This is a genomic window from Peribacillus sp. N1 (assembly GCF_054600815.1).
On sequence record NZ_BAAHZO010000007.1, the window covers coordinates 22,923 to 41,868 of the forward strand.

At 42.4% G+C, this 18,946-nt stretch carries 19 protein-coding genes, 1 riboswitch and 1 other annotated feature (1 of these 21 running past the window's edge); of the genes, 11 read left to right on the forward strand and 8 right to left on the reverse strand.

Annotated elements, in window-relative coordinates:
• The first annotated feature begins 84 nt into the window (after positions 1-84).
• Positions 85-873, forward strand: coding sequence for an alpha/beta hydrolase family protein (locus ACYP5M_RS22740; protein WP_434167970.1), 789 nt, complete (start codon positions 85-87; stop codon positions 871-873).
• A 50-nt stretch (positions 874-923) separates the two neighbouring features.
• On the forward strand, positions 924-1,166 hold the full coding sequence (locus ACYP5M_RS22745; RefSeq protein WP_101225571.1) for a DUF2584 domain-containing protein: 243 nt from the start codon (positions 924-926) through the stop codon (positions 1,164-1,166).
• 120 nt (positions 1,167-1,286) lie between these two features.
• On the opposite strand, the gene ACYP5M_RS22750 is transcribed toward ACYP5M_RS22745, so the two are convergent.
• Positions 1,287-1,457: a hypothetical protein gene (locus ACYP5M_RS22750; protein ID WP_459735553.1), complete on the reverse strand. Its 171-nt coding sequence runs from the start codon at positions 1,455-1,457 to the stop codon at positions 1,287-1,289.
• A 279-nt stretch (positions 1,458-1,736) separates the two neighbouring features.
• On the opposite strand from ACYP5M_RS22750, the gene ACYP5M_RS22755 reads away from it, so the two are divergent.
• Positions 1,737-2,192 (forward strand): 2-thiouracil desulfurase family protein, encoded by a 456-nt coding sequence (locus ACYP5M_RS22755; RefSeq protein ID WP_434169736.1) that lies wholly within the window; start codon positions 1,737-1,739, stop codon positions 2,190-2,192.
• 38 nt (positions 2,193-2,230) lie between these two features.
• Positions 2,231-3,001, forward strand: coding sequence for a sulfite exporter TauE/SafE family protein (locus ACYP5M_RS22760; RefSeq protein ID WP_459735554.1), 771 nt, complete (start codon positions 2,231-2,233; stop codon positions 2,999-3,001).
• 73 nt (positions 3,002-3,074) lie between these two features.
• On the opposite strand, the gene ACYP5M_RS22765 is transcribed toward ACYP5M_RS22760, so the two are convergent.
• Positions 3,075-3,482, reverse strand: a complete 408-nt coding sequence (locus tag ACYP5M_RS22765) for a VOC family protein (protein ID WP_101225568.1) — start codon at positions 3,480-3,482, stop codon at positions 3,075-3,077.
• A gap of 273 nt (positions 3,483-3,755) precedes the next feature.
• Positions 3,756-4,892: a non-hydrolyzing UDP-N-acetylglucosamine 2-epimerase gene (wecB, locus tag ACYP5M_RS22770; protein ID WP_459735555.1), complete on the reverse strand. Its 1,137-nt coding sequence runs from the start codon at positions 4,890-4,892 to the stop codon at positions 3,756-3,758.
• A 195-nt stretch (positions 4,893-5,087) separates the two neighbouring features.
• On the opposite strand from wecB, the gene ACYP5M_RS22775 reads away from it, so the two are divergent.
• From ACYP5M_RS22775 to ACYP5M_RS22785, 3 genes are read left to right on the forward strand one after another with little or no spacing between them, the layout of a single operon-like run.
• Entirely contained in the window at positions 5,088-6,293 is a 1,206-nt protein-coding gene (locus ACYP5M_RS22775; protein WP_363320614.1) for a glycosyltransferase family 4 protein, read from the forward strand.
• Positions 6,294-6,316: 23 nt separating this feature from the next.
• Positions 6,317-7,633, forward strand: a complete 1,317-nt coding sequence (locus ACYP5M_RS22780; protein WP_101225565.1) for a glycosyltransferase — start codon at positions 6,317-6,319, stop codon at positions 7,631-7,633.
• A 41-nt stretch (positions 7,634-7,674) separates the two neighbouring features.
• Positions 7,675-8,976 carry a nucleotide sugar dehydrogenase gene (locus ACYP5M_RS22785; protein ID WP_101225564.1) on the forward strand — a complete coding sequence of 434 codons (1,302 nt, stop codon included), beginning with the start codon at positions 7,675-7,677 and terminating at the stop codon, positions 8,974-8,976.
• 1,121 nt (positions 8,977-10,097) lie between these two features.
• On the opposite strand, the gene pckA is transcribed toward ACYP5M_RS22785, so the two are convergent.
• The gene (pckA, locus tag ACYP5M_RS22790) at positions 10,098-11,684 is read right to left on the reverse strand and encodes a phosphoenolpyruvate carboxykinase (ATP) (RefSeq protein ID WP_101225563.1); all 1,587 of its coding nucleotides are present in this window, start codon (positions 11,682-11,684) and stop codon (positions 10,098-10,100) included.
• A 417-nt stretch (positions 11,685-12,101) separates the two neighbouring features.
• Positions 12,102-12,263, forward strand: a riboswitch (SAM riboswitch).
• A 163-nt stretch (positions 12,264-12,426) separates the two neighbouring features.
• Between pckA and metK the strand changes: the two genes are divergently transcribed.
• Positions 12,427-13,620 carry a methionine adenosyltransferase gene (metK, locus tag ACYP5M_RS22795; RefSeq protein WP_241594195.1) on the forward strand — a complete coding sequence of 398 codons (1,194 nt, stop codon included), beginning with the start codon at positions 12,427-12,429 and terminating at the stop codon, positions 13,618-13,620.
• 405 nt (positions 13,621-14,025) lie between these two features.
• Here metK and ACYP5M_RS22800 read toward each other — a convergent pair whose 3' ends face one another.
• Positions 14,026-14,544 carry a gamma carbonic anhydrase gene (locus ACYP5M_RS22800; protein ID WP_063234974.1) on the reverse strand — a complete coding sequence of 173 codons (519 nt, stop codon included), beginning with the start codon at positions 14,542-14,544 and terminating at the stop codon, positions 14,026-14,028.
• Between the two features lie 210 nt (positions 14,545-14,754).
• Here ACYP5M_RS22800 and ACYP5M_RS22805 point away from each other — a divergent pair, with 210 nt between their 5' ends.
• Entirely contained in the window at positions 14,755-15,558 is an 804-nt protein-coding gene (locus ACYP5M_RS22805) for an alpha/beta hydrolase (RefSeq protein ID WP_101225561.1), read from the forward strand.
• A 68-nt stretch (positions 15,559-15,626) separates the two neighbouring features.
• On the opposite strand, the gene ACYP5M_RS22810 is transcribed toward ACYP5M_RS22805, so the two are convergent.
• The 3 genes from ACYP5M_RS22810 to ACYP5M_RS22820 all read right to left on the reverse strand — a co-directional run bounded on the left by ACYP5M_RS22810 (position 15,627) and on the right by ACYP5M_RS22820 (position 17,686).
• On the reverse strand, positions 15,627-16,022 hold the full coding sequence (locus ACYP5M_RS22810; protein ID WP_434167966.1) for a hypothetical protein: 396 nt from the start codon (positions 16,020-16,022) through the stop codon (positions 15,627-15,629).
• Between the two features lie 135 nt (positions 16,023-16,157).
• Complete coding sequence (locus ACYP5M_RS22815) at positions 16,158-16,730, reverse strand: tRNA 5-(aminomethyl)-2-thiouridylate-methyltransferase MnmM (RefSeq protein WP_260359137.1); 573 nt, start codon at positions 16,728-16,730, stop codon at positions 16,158-16,160.
• Positions 16,730-17,686 (reverse strand): TIGR01212 family radical SAM protein, encoded by a 957-nt coding sequence (locus ACYP5M_RS22820; RefSeq protein WP_459735556.1) that lies wholly within the window; start codon positions 17,684-17,686, stop codon positions 16,730-16,732. The genes ACYP5M_RS22815 and ACYP5M_RS22820 overlap by 1 nt, the downstream gene beginning before the upstream one ends.
• A gap of 168 nt (positions 17,687-17,854) precedes the next feature.
• Here ACYP5M_RS22820 and ACYP5M_RS22825 point away from each other — a divergent pair, with 168 nt between their 5' ends.
• Together ACYP5M_RS22825 and ACYP5M_RS22830 are read left to right on the forward strand one after the other, a co-directional pair.
• Positions 17,855-18,361, forward strand: coding sequence for an SMI1/KNR4 family protein (locus tag ACYP5M_RS22825; protein WP_063234889.1), 507 nt, complete (start codon positions 17,855-17,857; stop codon positions 18,359-18,361).
• A gap of 95 nt (positions 18,362-18,456) precedes the next feature.
• Positions 18,457-18,720: a DUF2524 family protein gene (locus ACYP5M_RS22830; RefSeq protein ID WP_101225556.1), complete on the forward strand. Its 264-nt coding sequence runs from the start codon at positions 18,457-18,459 to the stop codon at positions 18,718-18,720.
• A gap of 153 nt (positions 18,721-18,873) precedes the next feature.
• Positions 18,874-18,946 (forward strand) — a binding site (T-box leader); it runs 158 nt beyond the window's last position.

Below are 18,946 nucleotides of genomic sequence, written 5' to 3' on the forward strand. Positions count from 1 at the left end.
GGAAGAAAAAAATGTGAATGCCTCTCAGGGGATAAAAACAAGCGGATGTTTTACAATAAGAATAAAGAGAAAGGAGAGTGGAAATTGGAGAACGGAACGATTATTTCAAAGCAGCGGTTTCCATCACCGCATCCACGAATCCATCTTTATTCAGTTACGTACATATCACAAGGCCTGAAGGTAAAAGGGTTGCTGGCTGAACCGGTTGATGGCGAAATACATGACGCCTTCTTATATTTACGCGGCGGGATTAAAAATGTCGGCAAGGTGAGGCCTGCAAGGATCGTGCAGTATGCTGTAGAAGGTTTCATCGTTTTTGCTCCTTTTTACCGTGGAAATCAAGGCGGGGAGGGAGATGAGGATTTTGGTGGCGAAGATCGATTCGATGCGATATCAGGATTCAATCTTCTTGAACAGCACCCCCGAGTGAACAAGGATCACATTCATATCCTCGGATTTTCCCGTGGAGGCATCATGGCCCTTTGGACTGGGATATACTGCAGGAATGCTGCGTCGATCGTCACATGGGGAGGTGTGTCGGATATGTTTTTAACATATGTCGAACGGGTCGATATGCGTCGGATGATGAAGCGTGTCATCGGCGGAACACCTAAAAAATGCCCCGATCAATATGAATACCGTACGCCATTGTTTGTGATTGAAGATTTGAATGTACCCGTACTGATCATTCATGGTGAAAAAGATGACAATGTCGCCATAGACCACGCGTACCGGCTGGAAAAAAGGTTGAAAATGCATGACAAAGAGGTCGAAAGCTGGTATTTCCCTCAATTCACGCATTACTTCCCGCCTGCCGTGAACAGAAAAGTAGTCGAAGATTTAACATCTTGGATGAAAAGTAAAACCGAATAATGATAGAATGAAGGATATACTAAGTATATTGGCAAGAGGAGGAGATACACATGGGCATGCCTATGGAGCTAAATACCATGATCGTTACAAAAGGGAACGAAACCCGTGAAGAAGAAAACATTTTTCGGCTGTCGAAAGCTGGTTACAGGTTATACCCTATCGATATTCCAATCGATGTCCGCAAAACGATTCAATCTGATTCAAGCGGAACAGCCGTTATCCAAAAAATTGAATGGACCAGTGAAAAGACCATCATTACGTACCAACTACTATCACTGAACTCAACTAACTAAATAGACAAGCGCTTGCCGGGAATCGCCTTCGCTGCAAGCGCTTTTTTTTGATTGTGTGGCAGAATTCGACCAGATGTGCGAAAAATTCAGGCTGTAAACCAACAATTCGACCATATACACTCATAAATCGACCCACGCACCAACAAAATCGACCGTAACCGCATATAAATCGACCCACGCACCAATAGATTCGACCGTAACCGCATATAAATCGACCCACGCACCAATAGATTCGACTGTAACCGCATATAATTCGACCCACACACCAATAGATTCGACGTACACACTCATAAATCGACCCACGCACCAACAATTCGACCGTACACGCCCATAAATCGACCCACGCACCAACAATTCGACCATACACGCCTATAAATCGATTCACGCATCAACAAAATCGACCGTAATCGCTTAAAATTCACCCCACGCACCAATAGATTCGCCCGTAACCGCCCATAAATCGACCCACGCATCAACAAATTGACCGTAACCGCTCATCATTCGACCTCTGCACCAATAATCCAACCTACGTGGTAAAATGGTGGAAAGCGCATGAGGTGGGGTGATTTGATGATTTTGGTGAGTGCTTGTTTGGCGGGGCTTGAGGTAAGATACAATGGTACACATAGCCTGGATGATGGAATTATGGAATTAATGAGGGAGAAAAAGGCTATAGCGGTTTGTCCTGAGTTGCTTGGCGGTTTTTCGACACCGAGGGAGCCTGCTGAGATAGTCGGCGGTGAAGGTGGCGATGTCCTTGATGGAAAAGCGAAGATCATCGAAAAGTCGGGCCGGGATGTAACGGAATTGTACATAAAGGGAGCGAATCTTACGTTATTGAAAGCCCAGGAGGTAGGGGCAACGTTAGTCATTTTAAAAGAAAATAGTCCATCCTGTGGGAGTGCCACGATTTATAATGGGGAATTCAAGGGGGAGAAGAAGGTCGGGAATGGAGTGACCGCGGCTTTGCTTAGACGGCATGGATTCACTGTCATTTCAGAGGAAGGGTTAAATGAAAAAGAGTAATGACATTTTAGATAGTGCTTTTGAAAGAAGGGGAATACATGGAGGATATCAATCTCTATACTTTGCTATTTTTAGTACTTGCGGGTTTTATTGCCGCATTCATCGATTCCGTAGTGGGCGGGGGCGGGCTAATTTCCATTCCTGCTTTATTGTTCACGGGGATTTCGCCTTCAGCGGCACTTGCCACTAACAAGCTGGCGGGTACCATGGGTTCTTTAACGAGTACGATTTCATTCATTCGGGCTGGAAAAGTGGATTTCAAATTCGTCATCAAGTTGTTTCCGATCACCGTGATTGGAGCGGCGTTAGGAGCATACATTGTACACTTCGTTTCCGCAGAGATATTGAAGCCCCTCATTTTGATCTTGCTGGTCATTGTCGCGATTTATACGTTGGTAAAAAAGGATTGGGGTAAAGATGCAAAGTATAAAGGGCTGACAAGGAAGAAAATGATTCTTTTGATAGTCATAATATTTGCAATTGGTTTTTATGATGGTTTTCTTGGACCAGGCACAGGTTCCTTTTTATTATTTTCATTTCTGATCATTGGGTTTGATTTTGTCCAGGCTGCCGGGAATGCAAGAATATTGAATTTTGGCAGCAATATTGCCGCACTTATCATTTTTTTATCTATGGGGACCGTCAATTTTGCCTATGGAATCCCGATGGGTCTTGCAATGGTCGCGGGAGCATTGGTAGGAACGAACTTCGCAATTAAGAAAGGTGCTTCCTATGTCCGTATATTATTTATTTGCGTCACGATTTTATTGATTGGAAAAAATGTCCTTAATTATTTTCATATCTTTTGATGGAGTGTTCAGCGAATGAATTCCTATTAAAAATGGCCGGGGATACAAGGCGTATTTTCGACCATTTTTACATTCATTTTGTGAAATTCAAGTCCCAGTGAATGCCGAATTTATCCTTGACCTTACCATACTTAGCTCCCCAAAAGGTATCTTGCAGTTCCATTAAGGATAATCCTTGTTCACACATAACCTCATATAAATGCTGGATTTCCGAGTCGCTTTCACATTCGAGGACCAATGCTACATTATTCCCGGCATCAAAGGGATTGCCTGGAAAAGTATCGGATACCATGATCAACATATCGCCTTTTTTGATTTTTGCATGCAGAACAAGTTCATTCGCTTCTTCAGGTGTTGGGAAATCAGCTTCACCGTAGGTTTGCATATCGGTAATCTCTGCTTGAAATACTTCTGCATAAAAGGCTAATGCGTCTTTTGCTTGTCCATCGAAGATTAAATAGGGGGTAACTTGATTTTTCATACTAATCCTCCTGTTTCATGTCATGACTATCAATTCGACAGGGAGATATTATCCTCCTTTATATTCACGGGGGCTTAGCTGCATTTTCGATTGTGAGTCATGTTCATTTCCTCATCCAAAAAATTAAAATCAAATTTTCTTGTCAAAACAAGCTTCGCAGATGTAACTTCCTTCATTTTTTTAATATGCTTTTTAATCTGGAGCGAATCCACCTTGTAATGAAAAAATCCTGCCGCTTACGTGACAGGATTTTTTCATTACTATATTTTTCTTTCATAATGGAAGGGGGGACTTCATTCCGCAATGTTTCAATAGGATTTCAACTATGCGTCGTGAAGCGAATCCATCTCCATATGGGTTGGAGGCTGTCGCCATTTTTTTATAGGTTTCTTCATTTGTAAGTAAGTTTGTGGCTAATTCATAAATTCGTTCTTCCTCAATTCCAGCCAATAAAAGGGTACCAGCATCGATTCCTTCCGGACGTTCTGTTGTATCGCGTAACACAAGGACAGGAACACCAAGTGAGGGAGCTTCTTCTTGCACACCTCCGGAATCTGTCAATATTAGATGGGCATGCGCCGCAAAATTATGAAAATCAAGCACCTCAAGCGGCTCTATTAAGTGAAGTCTTTGTGTTTCACCAAAAATCCGGTAAGCAATTTCACGGACTACTGGGTTTTTATGAAGCGGGAAAACAACTTGGATATCCTTGTGATCTTCAAGCAGCCGTTTGACGGAACGGAATATTTCTTCCATTGGTTTTCCGATATTTTCTCGTCTGTGCGCTGTCATCAATAACATGCGATCCCCATTCAAACCAGATAGAATCGGATGTTCATAATCTTTCCGTACTGTTGTTTTCAACGCATCGATTGCCGTATTTCCAGTAATATGAATACAATCACTCTTTTTATTTTCCAAAATTAGATTCTCTGCCGCCTGATTTGTTGGCGCAAAGTGCAAATCAGCCAGGACACCTGTCAGCTGCCTATTCATTTCTTCAGGATATGGAGAATACTTATTACCAGTCCGGAGACCAGCTTCAACGTGACCAATCTGTATCTTATTATAGAAAGCGGCCAAGCTTGCAATGAAAGTTGTTGTTGTATCCCCATGTACGAGGACGATATCCGGTTTTATATCTTTCATGAGAGAACTCAATTTTTCAAGCCCTCGAGTTGTAATCTCTTCTAATGTTTGTCTATCCTTCATCATATCCAAATCGTGATCTGGCTTTATTTTAAAACATTGCAAGACTTGGTCGAGCATTTCCCTATGCTGGGCGGTGACCACCACGATGGTTTCTATTTCTTCTGGATGCTTTTTCAGTTCCAAAACGACTGGTGCCATTTTGATAGCCTCTGGTCTTGTACCAAATACGGTCATGACCTTAATACGTTGTTTAGGCATGCTCATTTCCTCCCCTTCTGAATGTCTCCCCCATTATAACGGGAAGTTCATGGGAAATATAAAAATGAAACAATAATTAACAGAATTTTTACAATATTAATAGGGACTTTATATTTCTTTAACCTCCAGTTAATATCTGGCATTTACAATATAAAGCAGGAAGTAAGCAAAGCAGAATAGAGGTGATAGGCGAATATGAAAAGCGTCCTGATGATCGTGCAAAACTTTTATCCGGAAATCGGAAGTGCGGGAAATAGAATGAAAAATATATATCTCCATTTGAAAAGAAACGGATTTGAGGTAACGGTCATCACATTGAAGCCGAGTTATCCTAATCAAAGTTTATATCAAGATACAAAGTTTTGGGATGAAGAAAGCATTGAAGAAGATGTCATCAGGATTAAACCGGACAAAGTGAAGAGGTATACAAGCAATATGGGGAAGCGGTTGCTTCATTATCTTGAAGCGATGTGGCTTTTCATTTATACAATCATCCGTCTCGAAAAAAAATATGATTACGTGTTTGCCACGACTCCGCCAATCTTCCCGACACTGGCGGCGTTGATCGCCAAGAAAAAGATGAAGGCGAAACTCATTACCGATGTCAGGGATTTATGGCCGGAATCGTTGATAGGAGTAGGAGTATTTAATAATAAGTGGGTTTTGAAAATCGCTTTCTTCCTGGAAAGGAAGCTATATCGGCTTTCAGATTTCATTATCATCAATAGTCCTGGTTTCAGGGATTATATCGTTGCAAAGGGAGTCAAGGAAGAGGCCATCCAATACATCCCCAATTCGCTTACTGCGGATGAGCTGACGTTAAAGAACTTGCTTACACCTGTATCGGAAAAGGTAATCAAGGTCGTTTATGCGGGGAATATCGGACTGGCCCAGGACTTGAAAAAGCTGATAGCCGTAGCTGAAAAGCTAAGGGAACATAAACAAATCGAGTTCTCGATGATTGGATATGGATATCGGATATCCGAAGTGGAGAAGGAGATAAGCTCTAGAGGGCTGACAAATATTAAGATGATTAATGCGATGAATCGAAGAGTGACTCTTCATGAAGTTTCAACGTCCCATATTGCCTATGTGAGCTTGGTTGAAAAAGAAGTCTTCAATAAGGTGCTGCCTGGTAAAATCATCGATTATATGTGTGTCGGAATACCCATTGTCGGTGATGTGGACGGCAGAGCCAAGAAGATGCTATCAGAGGCGAAATGCGGGTTGGTGGCAGAGAGCAGAAATGTTGATGAAATCTGTCAGCATATCTTGACCATGGCCTCAGATCCAGCCCTTCGTGAAGAACTGGGGGAAAACGGTCATCGGTATGCTAAACAACATTTTCAATGGTCTAAAAATATTAAAGGTCTCATCAATGTGATGGAAGCGTCAGGCTGAAAAATTCGGAAGTGGAGGACAACATGGCGAAGAATGTATGTATGTTCGTGTGGAATCACTTTACAAACGATGCAAGGGTTCTAAGAGAATGCACAGCACTTACTGAAGCGGGTTATGAAGTCGATTTAATTGCCATTCATAACTGGAAAATCGAGGGTTTGCCCAAAAAGGAGAAACACGAAAATGGTTTCACTGTCACTAGGGTGAATAATCGCTGGGATGCGCTTCATAGGATTCTCAGGATCGTAGGCAAATTGAAGAAAAAGAAGTTTGAAATCGTTCTATTGGCCTTATTGGTCTGGAATACGTTGTGGAACTTGAACTTGATCAACGGCTGGTTGGGATCGGCAATACTGTTCGGCTCATTTGCACTCCTTGCGATGGGCACCCTGATGATCACTAAAACGAAGCTGCCGACACTATTAACGAGGAGCTACATTTTTGGTCAAATGATCTATCATGGCCGGAAAAGGAAATATGATTTTTATCATTCAAATGACTTGAATACGCTCATGCAGGGAGCGATCAGCAGTAAATGGTTGAGAAGGAAAAAGCTGATTTATGACTCGCATGAAGTACAAACGAGCAGAACGGGATATAATAGCCGAATTTACGGGATGATGGAGAAATTCCTATTAATGTTCGTGGATGAAATGATTGCCGAAAACCATACGAGAGCTAAGTATAACGAAGACTTATATGGTCTGTATCCCAAGGTGGTCCATAACTACCCGATTCCAACCAATCCGGAGGAAAGTACGGCCGTGAATTTGCATGAGCTGCTCGATTTGCCAGAGAATGAACCGATTTTGTTATACCAAGGCGGCGTTCAAATGGGAAGAGGGTTAGAGCAATTGGTTGATGCTGTACCGATGATTGAGGGCGGGACGGTAGTTTTTATCGGAGATGGAAGAATCAAGGATGATTTAATGAAAAAAGTAAGCGACATGAATCTGGAGCATCGTGTGAAGTTCTTACCGAAGGTTCCGGTCGACGAGCTGCTCCATTATACAAAAAATGCGTATTTAGGTTTTCAGATATTGAATAATGTCTGCTTTAATCACTACTCCGCTTCTTCAAATAAATTGTTTGAATACATGATGAGCGGTGTGCCTGTGGTTGCCTGCAGCTTTCCTGAAATTCAAAAGGTTGTCGATACGGAAAAAATCGGTGTATGTGTCGATTCACATGATCCAAAATCAATTGCCGAAGGCGTCAATTACTTATTGAAACATCCTGAAAAAAGGGCGGAAATGAGCAATAACTGCCTGAAGGCGCGGCAGAAATACAATTGGAAACAAGAGAAGGAAATCTTTATCGAAATCTATCAAACAGCCTAACAAATTTGAGTGTAGCAGAAAAATAGATAGGAGTGGTTTATATGAAACTTTGTACAATAGGACTTGGTTATATAGGACTTCCGACTTCTTTAATGTTTGCGAAACACGGTGTCGATGTTGTCGGCGTGGATATCCATCCTGAGATTATTTCCAATTTGAATAGCGGCAGGCTCCATATCGAAGAACCTGGATTGGAGGAGGTATTGCAAGAAGTGCTTAATTCCAATAAGTTCCGAGCTGCGTTAAGCCCGGAACAAGCGGATGTTTTCATTATCGCAGTTCCTACTCCAAATAAAAAGGACATGCATCAATCATGTGATTTAACTCATGTCATGGATGCAACCTCAAACATTCTTCCTTTTATCAAAAAAGGGAATGTCATCATTATTGAATCGACGATTGCGCCAAGAAGCATGGATGATCATATTAGACCGATGATCGAGAGGTCGGGCCTTACAATCGGAAAAGACATTTTCCTAGTTCATTGTCCGGAGCGTGTTTTACCTGGAAGGATCCTTGAAGAGTTGGTTCATAATAACCGTATCGTCGGGGGCATCACGGAAACATGCTCGTATAAAGGAAGTCTTGTTTATAAAACCTTCGTTCAAGGAGAAATCATTCAGACGGATGCGAAAACGGCTGAAATGTCCAAACTGATGGAAAACACCTTCAGGGATGTCAATATCGCCCTTGCGAATGAGCTGACGAAAATCTGTTTCGAGCTGGATATCAATGTTTTGGATGTCATATCGATGGCAAACAAACACCCTCGTGTAAATATTCACCAACCAGGACCAGGAGTTGGCGGCCATTGTTTAGCGGTCGATCCGTATTTCGTCGTTGCAAAGGCACCAGAGCAAGCGAGAATCATTAAATTGGCCCGCGATACCAACGTATCGATGCCTTATTATATCGTTAATTCCGTAAGGATGATGCTAGAGGGGATCCGGAAGCCAAAAGTAGCTGTTTTCGGTCTTGCATACAAAGGAAATGTAGATGATATTCGTGAAAGTCCCGCCATTGATGTCGTCAATATCTTGATGGGGATGGAAAACATGGATGTATCCTTGCATGACCCTCATGTCCAATCTGGAAAGATGCCAGTCGTATCAGTGGAAGACGCTGTAAACGATGCCGACTTGATACTTGTCCTGACCGACCATGATGAATTTAAACAAATGGATTATGATAATCTATCAAATCTCATGAGAAATAAATTGATTTTGGATACACGCAATTGTATTGATGCAACTAAAACAGATGTCCCGGTGGCCAATCTGGGCAATATATATCAATACAAAACGATGTCCATGAAAAAAGCCAGGAATAAAGCGATCATCTAAAAACTTGGACAAATATCGATATTGTAATAAGGATTAAGGGGCGCTGACTATGACAGTGCCCTTTTTGAATAGCATCATCTGGCAGGAAGAACGGAAGGCAGAAAATCAATGAAGAAAAGGACCAAGCGAGAGCTTGGTCCTTTCAGAAACTGTGGAAACGTTTCAGTTTAAATCCGCTCCATTTCCGCCAAGCCCCCGCCAAACAATCTGGAGGGGGCTTGGCTAGCCATATATTAGGCCGTTGCCGCCATTATTCGGCCTAAACCGTACTTATTGACCTAAGACGCCGTTATTGGACGTACAGGGCACATTATGCGGCCGTTCACCGCATAAAATCGACCTACAGGGCACTAAAATCGACCGTTGTCGCAGAAAATCGACCTACACGGTACTAAATTCGACCGTTGTCGCAGAAAATCGACCTACACGGCACTAAATTCGACCGTTCACCGCAGAAAATCGACCTACACGGCACTAAATTCAACCGTTGTCGCAGAAAATCGACCTACAGGGCACTAAATTCGACCGTTGTCGCAGAAAATCGACCTACAGGGCACTAAATTCGACCGTTGTCGCAGAAAATCGACCTACAGGGTACTAAATTCGACCGTTGTCGCAGAAAATCGACCTACACGGTACTATATTCGACCGTTGTCGCAGAAAATCGACGTACACGGCACTAAATTCGACCGTTGTCGCAGAAAATCGACCTACAGGGCACTAAATTCGACCGTTCACCGCAGTAAATCGACCTACAGGGCACTAAATTCGACCGTTGTCGCAGTAAATCGACGTACACGGCACTAAATTCGACCGTCCACGAATTTATTCGATCTACACCTAACTATTCAGACTCCGAAGCATTTATTTTTTAAGGTCCACGAATTATATCCGCTTCATTTCCGCCGACTGTCTGCCAAGACTCCTCGCAGATGTATCTAGCGGGGTTTTGGAGAGCGAGTGGCAGGAGTGTAGCAAATTTCTGAGGATTCCATTCAAAAAGTAAACAATGAATGAAGGATAACGAAGAAATGTTTTGAAATCATGGTTCGGGATGAGACATTTCTTGTCGACAAACTGAAAGGACCAAGCAAGAGCTTGGTCCTTTTGTGTACAATTTATTAAGCTGTCGGTCCGCCAAGTTCTTCGATTTCACTTGGAACGCTGCCGAATTTCTTGAAGTTAGCACGGAATTGTGCGGCAAGGTCCGTTGCTGCTTCTTTATAAGCGGCAGGATCTGCCCAAGTCTTGATTGGCTGAAGCACTTCATCAGGAACACCAGGAACATGAAGCGGGATATCCAAGCCGAAGATATCATCTTTGATCGTTTCGATGTTCGCTAATTCACCTTCAAGTGCCGCTTGTACCATTGCACGAGTGTAAGCAAGTTTCATACGGCTTCCAGTTCCGTATGCTCCGCCAGTCCATCCAGTGTTGACAAGGTATACCTTTGCATTGTGCTCGTCAATTTTATCACCAAGCATCTCAGCATAGCGTTGAGCTGGAAGAGGTAAGAATGGAGATCCGAAGCAAGTGGAGAATGTAGCCTCCGGTGAAGTTACGCCTCTTTCAGTACCAGCCAATTTACTAGTGTATCCGCTTAGGAAGTGGAACATTGCCTGTTCTTTGGAAAGCTTGCTGATTGGAGGCAGAACGCCTGAAGCATCAGCTGTTAAGAAAATGATTGTATTTGGATGTCCTGCAATACTTGGGTTCACGATGTTATCGATCGCTTGCATTTGGTAAGCAGCACGAGTGTTTTCAGTCAATGAACTGTCATCATAGTTCGCTTCACGTGTATCCGGATCAACAACAACATTTTCCAATACGGCACCGAAACGGATTGCATCGAAAATTTGTGGTTCTTTTTCACGTGAAAGATTGATCGTTTTCGCATAGCAGCCGCCTTCGATGTTGAATACGCCATTAGAAGACCAGCCGTGCTCGTCATCGCCAATCAGTTTACGGCTAGTGTCTGCTGATAAAGTTGTTTTGCCTGTACCGGACAGACCGAAGAATAAAGCGACGTCCCCTTCACGTCCTACGTTAGCAGAGCAATGCATTGGAAGGATTCCAGCCTCTGGAAGTAAGTAGTTCATGATCGAGAAGATCGATTTTTTCATTTCTCCTGCATATTCCGTTCCGCCGATCAGGATGGTACGTCGTTCAAATGAAACGATGATGAAAGTTTCGGAAGTGGTTCCGTCCACTTCTGGGTCTGCTTTGAAGTTAGGTGCAGAAAGGATTGTGAATTCAGCTTCGTGACCTCTTAGTTCCTCTTCATTTGGACGGATGAACAAAGTATGGGCGAAAAGGTTATGCCAAGCATATTCATTAACAACACGGATTGGAAGACGAGATGATTCGTCTGCACCAGCGAAACCTTTAAAAACAAAAATCTCTTCTTTTGCTTTTAGGTAGTCAACTACTTTATTATATAGTTTATTGAACACATCTTCGGAAATTGGCTGGTTCACTGAACCCCAATCGATTTTATCTTTAACGGATGCTTCTTCCACGATAAATTTATCTTTAGGTGAACGACCAGTATATTTGCCGGTTTCAGCTTTTACTGCGCCGGTTGATGTTAAAACGCCTTCATTTCTGCTTAATACTTTTTCGACCAATTGAGGAACTGAAAGTTGAGTTTGCACATTGTTTCCTGTTAATAACTGGTGTAACTCATTAGAAACATCTACAGAATTCATATATGAGGTACCTTCCTTTGTTTAAGTTTTTAGATTACAATTAGTATAACACATTCATTTAAATAGTCTATACTATTTCTTCTAATTTGTGATTATTTTCAGCTGGACACGTTAATCATTTTATTCCGGCAGGAACCGAGTCAGGATTATCACATATACTTTAATGAAGTCAATTTTATTTTAATAGGAAGTAAGTAAGCAATATATTTCCAATGGTGAAGTCGTTTTTCGTATGCTTAATACTTATTATTAATGGCAATTTCCAACATTTCTATTCGTATTTTGCATTGTAAACCCTTCAAAAACGCTGTATCAACACTTTTTTCAAAAGAAAGCCATACTGGGCGGAAATGTTCTTTTTAGAAAAGCATTGACAAATTCCAACCAGATACGATAATATCTTAAATTGTACGGATTCTCTTATCCCGAGTTGGTGGAGGGACAGGCCCTTTGAAACCCAGCAACCTGCCATATTGAACTTGACTCCAAGATCGATCGCCGAAAATAAAGCGAAGATCTTCAAGGAATAGTGGTGATGGTGCTAACCTGAGCAAGGTAAAAACCCTTGAACGATAAGAGTGAAAGGATAGAAGACAGAATTTTAAACCTTTCCTCATTTGCCAGGGAAGGTTTTTGTGTTTTTCATAAGTAATTCTGTGTCTATAGTTGAAACTAATGAGGGAAACGAGTTCCGTAAAAATCAGGCTTATGCCTACAACATACTAACTTCCAAGGAGGAAATATGATGTCAAAGAAACGTCTATTTACTTCTGAATCTGTTACAGAGGGCCATCCGGACAAAATTTGTGATCAGATTTCAGATTCCATTTTAGATGCTATCCTAGCTAAGGATGCAAATGCACGTGTTGCGTGTGAAACTAGTGTAACAACAGGCCTTGTACTTGTTGCTGGTGAAATTACAACGTCCGCTTACGTGGATATTCCGCGTATCGTTCGTGATACGATTAAAGGAATTGGCTACACACGTGCGAAATACGGTTTCGATGCTGAAACTTGTGCAGTGTTGAGTTCCATTGATGAGCAGTCTGCCGATATCGCAGCTGGAGTCGATAAAGCATTGGAAGCTCGTGAAGGAAACATGTCAGAGGAAGAAATCGATGCAATCGGTGCAGGGGACCAAGGTCTTATGTTCGGATTTGCTTGTAATGAAACAGAAGAGCTTATGCCGCTTCCGATTTCATTGGCGCATAAACTTTCATTCCGCCTGGCTCAAGTTCGTAAAGATGAAACTCTTGCTTACTTACGCCCTGATGGTAAAACACAGGTAACTGTGGAATATGATGAGAATAACCGTCCTGTACGTGTAGATACAATCGTTATCTCTACACAGCATGATGCTGAAATTACGCTTGAACAAATTCAAGCCGATCTAAAAGAACATGTGATCAAAGCGGTCGTTCCAGCTGAATTGATCGATGCTCAAACTAAATACTTCATCAACCCGACTGGCCGTTTCGTAATTGGCGGACCTCAAGGGGATGCTGGTCTTACTGGACGTAAAATCATCGTTGATACTTACGGTGGATACGCTCGTCACGGCGGCGGTGCATTCTCTGGTAAGGATGCTACTAAAGTTGACCGTTCTGCTGCATACGCTGCTCGTTATGTTGCGAAAAACATCGTGGCAGCCGGCCTTGCCGACAAAGCGGAAGTTCAATTGGCATACGCAATCGGTGTGGCAGAGCCTGTATCGATTTCAATTGATACGTTCGGAACTGGTACAGTTAGCGAAGAAGTCCTTGTTGACCTAGTTCGTGCTAACTTCGACCTTCGTCCAGCTGGCATCATCAAAATGCTTGACCTTCGTCGCCCGATCTACAAACAAACAGCTGCTTACGGACACTTTGGCCGTACAGATGTCGATCTTCCATGGGAACGCACGGACAAAGCAGAAACATTAAAAGCACAAGCGTAAATCATATAAAAAAGGTGTCCCGCAATTTGCGGGACACCTTTTTTTTGTGGATTAATTTTGCCGTCAGCGGGAATAATTCAAGAAATCCCAAAGAAATATAAAATACGTGCAAAACTCGTGAGTTAAAGTCGTTTACAAGTTTGTTTGGGTCATCAAATCGTGAGGTTGAAGCGTTACTCGAGAGTTTGTAGCAAGTACTCGAGATTTTAGAGCGTATACTCGAGATTTTAGAGCGTATACTCGTGAGTTTAGAGCGTATACTCATGAGTTTAGAGCATATACTCATGAATTTAGAGCGTATACTCGTGAGTTTGGAGTAAATACTCGTGAATTTGTAGCAAATACTCGTGAGTTTGTAGCAAATACTCGTGAGTTTGAGTACAATACTCGTAACTTTCAGTCAATTCACTTTATGCGTTCCGCGGTTTTATAGTATTGTCCTTTTTCGGCATATTCGCGAACGATGCGTTCCATATCCTGGCGATCTTCTTCGTTGATTTCGCGAATGACTTTAGCTGGGCGTCCGAATGCCAGCATGTTCGGTGGAATGACTTTACCTTGTGGAACGAGGCTGCCGGCACCGATGAAGGCTCCTTCGCCGATTTCAGCTTCATCAAGTACAATCGATCCCATGCCGATCAGAGCTCCTTTACGGATTTTACAGCTATGTAAAATGACCTGATGGCCAATGGTTACTTCATCCTCGATGATTAATGGATTATTTGGGCTTTGGTGCAGGACGCTGTTATCCTGTATACTGACTTTTTTCCCGATGATGGTTGGGGATACATCACCGCGAATGACGGAATTGAACCAAATTGATGTTTCGTCGCCAATTTTGACATCACCTGTCACGACAGCATTCTCAGCAATATAAGCGCTTTCGGCGATTTCAGGTTCTTTGCCTTTATACGGATAAATAATCATTTTTAATCATTTCCTTTCCGAAGTGAATGTTTTTATGTATTATTTTAATATACCGTATGCAAATACACTTGGCTATTTATAATAGCAATGTACAACTTGTTAGATTTCTTTTTTGTCGAAAATCACGAATATGGTTATAATTTATATATATTATTTTAACTATCATGGATCGTACACAACAAGTTAAAAGTGAAAGGGGGATTTCGAATGTGGAAATGGGAGACAGAAGGAGACGCAAAGGGCGTCATTGTCATCATTCATGGGGCAATGGAACATCACGGACGTTATAAGTGGGTAACACAAATGTGGCTTTCGGCTGGATACCATGTCGTCATGGGCGACCTTCCTGGGCAGGGTATGACAACTCGCGCCTACCGGGGACATATCGATTCCTTTGATGAGTATTTGGACGAAGTGAAAAGCTGGATAGAAGAGGCTTACGAATATTCGTTGCCGGTCTTTTTACTTGGACACAGCATGGGCGGTTTGATTTCGATACGCCTTCTTCAGGAAGAGGAATGGGACATTGCAGGGGTGATTCTTTCTTCTCCATGCTTGGGCCTCGTGACGAAGCCGCCGAAGTTCCTGACAACTATCTCGCATGGTTTGAATATCGTGATGCCTAAGTTCAGGGTTGAATCCGGATTGACACCTGAAATGGCGACGAGAAGTGCGGAAATTCGTGAATCCGATAGAAATGATACATTATATATCACAAAGGTTTCGGTTCGCTGGTATCGCGAGCTTGCACAGGCTATGAAGGATGCTTTTGAAGAAATTCCTGATTTCCAGGATGTGCCGCTTTTGGTCATGCAGGGCGGAGATGACCGAGTCGTGAACAAGAAGGCGGTTCGTGAGTGGTTTAATTATAACTTGGCCAGTGAAAAGCAATATAAGGAATGGCCTAAGCTATATCATGAAATCTTCAATGAACCAGAACGTGATGATGTATTTCAATATGCGCTGAGTTTTGTTGAGAACCGTTTAAAAATATTAGGGTATGTCGTTTGATCAGTACATACTTCAGGATAAATAAAAAACTGCCGAGGTTAGACCTTTGGCAGTTTTTTTTATTTGAATCAGCCTGCGCTTTTAAGCAATTCGTTTGACTTGATCACCGGGGCCCAGTAAGTAACCGGGTACATAAATTGGTTCAAGTGTGTAAGTTCTTTTTTATTCGATAATGCGGTGGATAGAAGATAGATGGATTTGAAGGTTAAGTCATTGGCGAATAGGTCCAAAAGCGTCGCTTTCATATTCATGATCGCTTCATGGTTTTGAGTGGAAATCATTAAATCGAGCTGTGGCAGGAACCTATCAAAATGGTGATCGAATTGTTTGAGGTCCTCCATGGTTTTTTGGTTTTCTGTCAACGAGTTAAGCGAGCTGACAAACTCCCCGTATTGTTCACTTGAATCCCTTTTGATTTTTTCAGTTAATATATCCGTCAGTAATGAAGTAGGCAAATGTTCCATTTTCTGCACCCTCTTATCTATTTTCTATCATTATAATCATTATAGACGCAAAATTCAAAATGTTGTGATTGGTAATTCTGCTTCTGCGAGTTGGGATTGAAAAAACACCGTTCGTTCGAACGGTGTCAAAAGTCATCATCTTTTTTCAATCGCGACAATGAATGGCGGATTGTTTGATTGGTTGATGAACCCGTATTTCAGGATATGGGCTTTCTGTTGAGGGAAGTTCTGTACATAATCCATCAATGCATCCCGTTCTGCCGATCCCCCTGGATGACCATGGTAAATGACGAGGATGATGATGCCTTCAGGTGCCAGCAATTCGAATAGCTGTTCAATGGCTGATATCGTCGTATCGGCTTGGGTGATGATTGATTTGTCACCGCCAGGAAGGTAGCCCAGGTTGAATATGGCACCCGTGACCTTTCCGGAATGCTCTTTCCTGATGTATTTGCTCAAATGTTGATGCCCATCGTGAATGAGGGTGCAGCACTCTTGTAAATTCTCGGCCTTTAGTTTCGCCGCTGTGGTTTGAATTGCTTCTTTTTGAATATCAAAACTATAGACATGCCCGTTTTCACCTGTAAGTCCTGCAAGAAAGACCGTATCAAAACCGTTGCCCATCGTGCAATCAATGGTTATATCCCCGGGATGGACCGCTTTTTCCAGCAGAATCCTGGCGAATGGCAAAATTCGGTCAAGCTTCATTATTGTACCTCCGTATGATGATTTTTTCCCTGCCAGCTGTTACGGCGTTTCAATTCGGCATCAATGGCATTCAAGACATCCCATTTATTGACGCTCCACATTGGACCGATCATCAAATCGATCGGACCGTCACCCGTAATGCGGTGAACGATCATTTCTGGAGGGATTATTTCCAGCTGGTCGCATACCAGGCTGACATAATCGTCACGGTCAAGAAACTCGAGCAGGCCTTTTTCGTATTGTTTGACCATCGGTGTCCCTTTTAATAAATGAAGTAAATGGATCTTTATCCCCTGCACATCGAGTTTGGCAACTTCCCGGGCTGTTTCCAGCATCATGCCGTAATCTTCCTGAGGAAGGCCATTGATGATATGGGAGCATATGCGGATGCCGTGTTTCCGCAGTTTATCGACGCCTTCTTTGTAGCAATCGAAATCATGGGCACGGTTAATCATCGTCGCGGTCTTTTCATGGACCGTCTGGAGACCCAACTCCACCCAAAGGTAGGTCCGTTCGTTCAATTCGGCTAAATACTCGACTACATCATCTGGAAGGCAATCCGGACGTGTCGCAATGGAGAGCCCGACGACACCCTCCTGGGTCAATACACTTTCATATTTTTCGCGAAGTTCTTTCACTGGGGCATGCGTATTCGTGAACGCTTGGAAATAGGCCATATATTTTCCATCTTTCCATTTATGATGCATCCGTTCGCTGATCTTCTGAAACTGAACGTCGAGGGGTTCAACCCTGCTGCCCGCAAAGTCACCAGAGCCTGAGGCACTGCAGAAGGTACAGCCGCCATGCGCGACGGTGCCATCACGGTTCGGGCAGTCAAAACCGCCATCCAGGGCAACTTTAAAAACCTTATGTCCAAAATGTTCCCTCAGGTGGTAATTCCATGTATGATATCGTTTGTTATCCGTTGCATATATAAACGGGTTTGCCTGATTCAAATCAGCAACCTCCTAAATAAATTAAATCGCAACATATATTATACAACATTCTCGCAGCTAGGTCTTTTTTTGAAAAATAAGCGTATACTGTATACTTGAGGGCTAAACATTTTGCTGCTATTTCCAGTATATCTTTGAATGACTATATCCAATCGGGAGCTGATGGACATGACCGGTCAAGTTGAAGAAGCGATTAATCAAATGAAAAAGAAATTAGCCGAAAATAATCAGGTGATCGAAGTAAATGAAGATGGATTCATATACAAAGCCACTTGCACCTTCAATTCACCTGCTTCGGATGAACAAATTCATTCCTTTGAAAAGAAAACCGGACTGCTTCTGCCCGAGGATTATAAGGAGTTTTTAAAAATAACCAATGGATGCCGTCTGTTCGATAATGTGGAATCGGGCGGGGAAAATGATTTATACAGCCTGGATGATATTATTAATTACACATATGAAAATTCCTATGAGGGATGCTATAAAGTGGCCTGCATTTATCAAGATAATATCGTCATTGATGGGGAAGCCGTTGCTAAAGGCGATAAAGAGTATTTAATGGTAAAAGGCCATATCGATGATTTTGAAGAAGGCGAGAAACTCCACATGGGTTTTGCCGAATGGATTGAGCAATTCATTTCCCATCAAGGTGAGAAGTTTTGGGATAAAGGTTGATTGCTCAAAAAAAATGATAATCCACCCGTTATTTGCTCAAACTAGACAAGATGATTCCGAATCATCCAAATGAGACGCGAAGGAGAGGGTTTGAAATGGCAACCAGACAATCCGTCGATCATTTTTTAGAGCAATGTGAAGGTGCTCTCCATTTTGCAGAGTTTGAATTTAACGAGGCTTCACGGCAGGAGCATTACGATGATGAACAATTTCAAAATTCGCAAAGGTATATCGAAGAGGCTTTGACGGACATGGAACGATTGTATGCCAGTTCGAATGACCAGCAACGAGAAATGCTTTCGCGGATGAAGCAGCAGTTGAATCAATTGAGGAATGAAATGACATTACTGCGACATTAAATGGAAGCAAGGGAGCTATGAATGAATAGCTCCCTTTTTTGCACGAATTTTCCTGAATTCGCATATATAATGAAAAACCTGTCGATAATGTTTATGTACGGCTATTGCAATTATCGGTGAAATTGACTAGAATGAAATAAAATCAATATTCTCATAAAGACTATGATGAGGAATAGTAGCGGTTTAAACCAGTAAAGAGAGTTGACGGGTGGTGCAAGTCAACCTG